Raw genomic sequence first — 3,157 nt, 5'->3', positions numbered from 1 at the left:
TGCGGCCGGCGTGCTCGGCGAGGCCGACGCGCGAGAGCCACTCGGCGCCGAGCCGGCGCGCCTCGCTCTTGCGCACGCCCTGGCAACGCGGCCCGAACGCCACGTTGTCGAGCGCGGTGAGATGGGGGAAGAGCAGGTAGTCCTGGAACACCATGCCGACGGGGCGCCGGTCCGCCGGCCGGCGCCGCCACTCCTCGCCGCCCACGCGGATGTGCCCCTCCGACAACGGCAGGAGCCCGGCGAGGGCGCGCAGGGCGGTGCTCTTGCCCGCGCCGTTCGGCCCGAGCAGCGCGACGACCTCGCCCTCGGCGACCTCCAGCGAGATGTCGAGGGTGAACGCCGGCCGCCGTACGACCAGATGCGCGTCGATCACGACACCCACCGGCCCCGCAGCCCGGCGAGGACCACCACGGACACCGCGAGGAGCACGAGACTCAACACGATCGCGGCCTGCGGGTCGTTCTCCAGCGCGAGGTACACGGCGAGAGGCATGGTCTGCGTGCGACCCGGGAAGTTGCCGGCGAAGGTGATCGTGGCCCCGAACTCACCCAGCGCGCGAGCCCAGCACAGCACCGCCCCCGCCCCGATGCCCGGCGCGATGAGCGGCAGCGTGACCCGGCGGAACGTCGTCCAGCGCGAGGCGCCCAGAGTCGCCGCCGCGTCCTCGTACCGCAGGTCGGCGGCGCGCAGCGCCCCCTCCACACTGATCACCAGGAACGGCAGCGCGACGAACGCCTCGGCCACGACCACCCCGGCGGTGGTGAACGGCAGACTGACGCCGAACCAGCGGTACAGCCACTGCCCGAGGAGCCCGTTGCGACCCAGGGCCAGCAGCAGCGCCACACCGCCGACGACCGGCGGCAGCACGAGCGGCACGGTCACCAGCGCCCGTACGAGCCGACGCCCCGGAAAGGACACGCGGGCGAGCACCCACGCGAGCGGCACCCCGAGAATCAGGCAGAACACGGTCGCGACCGTGGCACAGACGACCGACAGCCGCAGCGCGTCGAGGATCTCCGGCTGAGCGAGCCGGGTACCGAGAGTGGACCAGGGCGCGCGGACCAGCAGCCCCGCGACGGGCAGCCCCAGAAAGGCGAGCGCGACGAGCGCCGGCAGAACAAGCATCCATGGCGCCCGCCGGTTCACAGCCACGCCCCGACGGCGCGGCCCTGCGTGGTGCGATCCTGCGCGGTGCGATCCTGCGCGGTGCGGCCCTGCGCGGTGCGGCCCTGCGCGGTGCGATCCTGAGCGGTGCGATCCTGAGCGGTACGGCCCTGCGCAGTACTGCCCTGCGCGGTGCGGTGCGTGTGGCTGGGGCTCGTGTGGCTGGGGCTCGTGTGGCTGGGGCTCGTGCGGCTCGTGCCCGTGCAGCCCCCGCCCGTGCAGCCCCCGCCCGTGCAGCCCCCGCCCGTGCAGCCCCCGCCCGTGCAGCCCCCGCCCGTGCAGGGGCGGCGACCCCAATTCCATTGTCCAGTGCCGGCGCTCGATTCTGGAAGGTTCCGTCGTGGCTGTGGACAACCCCCCGCGGCAGGGGCGGACGGGCCGGTGGTCATTCGGTGCGCTCCACGACGACGTTGGTGGACTTCACGACGGCGACCGCGACGACGCCCGGTTCGAGCCCGAGGTCGTCCGCCGCCTCCCGGCTCATCAGGGACACGACGCGGTGGGGGCCCGCCTGGATCTCCACCTTCGCCATCACGCCGTCCCGTACGACGTCGGTGACGATGCCGCGCATCCGGTTGCGGGCGGAGGAGAAGGCGGTCTCGGCCTCGGCGGGCGAGCGGACGAAGGCCGCCAGATCCGTCCCTGAAACGAGCCGATGGCCGTGTTCGTCGCGCTCGGCCACCAGCCGGCCCGAATCGACCCAGCGGCGGACGGTGTCCGGGCTGACATCGAGCAACGACGCAACCTCACTGATCCGGAACACCGTCACCCGCGTGAGTATATCCCTCGCAGAAAGGGAGGATCTTCGCCGAAAAGCCAGGGTGATGCGGTCAACGACGGCCGCGAACGCTGGCAGATGCGACCCGGCCCAGACCCGCCCGAACGGCTCAGACGGCGAGGCCGACGGCGAACAGGACGCCGAAGACGATCTGCAACCGCCCCGTCTCCCCGAGCACCGCGATGAGCTCCGGCCCCGACGCGCCCCGCAGGACGCGCCGCACCGGGGAGATGGCCCACAGCGCCGACAGCAGCGCGATCATCGCCCACGGGTGCACCGCGGCGACGACCGGCACGCAGCAGAGCGCCACGACCGCGCACCCGGCGTACAGCAGGCGCGTGCGTCCGTCGCCGAGGAGCACCGCGAGCGTGCGCTTGTCGGCCTCCCGGTCCGTCGGGATGTCGCGCAGGTTGTTCACCACGAGCATCGAGCACGACAGCAGCCCCACCGGCACCGATGCGACCCACACGGCCCACGGCAGGCCCTCGAGCTGCACGTACGCGGTGCCGACGACCGACACGAGCCCGAAGAACACGAACACCGAGATCTCGCCCAGCGCCCGGTAGCCGTACGGTCGTGAGCCCCCGGTGTAGAACCACGCCGCCGCGATCGCCGCCGCGCCGATCAGCAGCAGCCACCAGGTGGTGACCACCGTCAGCGCCAGGCCCGCGACCGCCGCGAGCAGGAAGCAGATGGCCGCCGCCGCGAGGACCTGCCGGGCCGGCGCGACCTTGGAGCCGACCAGCCGCATCGGCCCGACGCGTTCTTCGTCGGTGCCGCGGATGCCGTCGCTGTAGTCGTTGGCGTAGTTCACGCCGATCTGCAGGAGCATCGACACGATCAGCGCGACCACCGCGCGCCACCAGATCGCGTCGCCGAAGCCGACCGCGAGGCCGGTGCCGACCAGCACGGGGACGATCGAGTTGGGGAGGGTACGGGGCCGGGCTCCGGCGACCCACTGGGAGACGGAGGCCACTACCGCACACATCCGGCGTCGAAGATCATGCGGGAGATTCTGCCGGATCCGGCTCGCGCGGTTGACGCAGACCCAGGGTCAGCACGAAGCCGAGGCCCAGCAGCCCGGCCGTGACGAAGGCGGCGCGGTCGGTGGCGGCCGCCAGACTCTCGTCGGCCGCACGGGCGACGCGCGGGTCACCGTGCCGCAGGTCACGGGCGAACGTGCCGGCCGAGTCGCGCAGCCGCGCCGCGTACGCC

The 3,157-nt window shown here is 73.1% G+C and carries 5 protein-coding genes and 1 pseudogene; 1 reads left to right on the top strand and 5 read right to left on the bottom strand.

The window, feature by feature from the left end:
- On the bottom strand, positions 1-382 hold a 382-nt coding region (locus ACFFNX_RS46105; protein WP_378212675.1), incomplete at its 3' end, for an ATP-binding cassette domain-containing protein.
- Positions 370-1,125 carry an ABC transporter permease gene (locus tag ACFFNX_RS46100; protein WP_378212674.1) on the bottom strand — a complete coding sequence of 252 codons (756 nt, stop codon included), beginning with the start codon at positions 1,123-1,125 and terminating at the stop codon, positions 370-372. The genes ACFFNX_RS46105 and ACFFNX_RS46100, both read right to left, overlap by 13 nt.
- 2 nt (positions 1,126-1,127) lie before the next feature.
- Between ACFFNX_RS46100 and ACFFNX_RS46095 the strand changes: the two are divergent.
- Positions 1,128-1,217 (top strand): annotated as a pseudogene (locus tag ACFFNX_RS46095) (hypothetical protein); the annotation flags it as partial.
- A gap of 332 nt (positions 1,218-1,549) precedes the next feature.
- On the opposite strand, the gene ACFFNX_RS46090 reads toward ACFFNX_RS46095, so the two are convergent.
- From ACFFNX_RS46090 to ACFFNX_RS46080, 3 genes are all read right to left on the bottom strand, one after another.
- Positions 1,550-1,933 (bottom strand): TOBE domain-containing protein, encoded by a 384-nt coding sequence (locus ACFFNX_RS46090; RefSeq protein WP_378212673.1) that lies wholly within the window; start codon positions 1,931-1,933, stop codon positions 1,550-1,552.
- A gap of 118 nt (positions 1,934-2,051) precedes the next feature.
- Positions 2,052-2,918 carry a 1,4-dihydroxy-2-naphthoate polyprenyltransferase gene (locus ACFFNX_RS46085; protein WP_378212676.1) on the bottom strand — a complete coding sequence of 289 codons (867 nt, stop codon included), beginning with the start codon at positions 2,916-2,918 and terminating at the stop codon, positions 2,052-2,054.
- 25 nt (positions 2,919-2,943) lie between these two features.
- The coding region (locus ACFFNX_RS46080; protein ID WP_378212672.1) for a hypothetical protein at positions 2,944-3,157 on the bottom strand (214 nt) is incomplete at its 5' end.

Source organism: Actinoallomurus acaciae, assembly GCF_042429965.1.
GTDB classification, from domain to species: domain Bacteria; phylum Actinomycetota; class Actinomycetes; order Streptosporangiales; family Streptosporangiaceae; genus Actinoallomurus; species Actinoallomurus acaciae.
The sequence above is the reverse complement of the archived record's forward strand: the minus strand, read 5'-3'. Positions and strand labels throughout refer to the sequence as shown.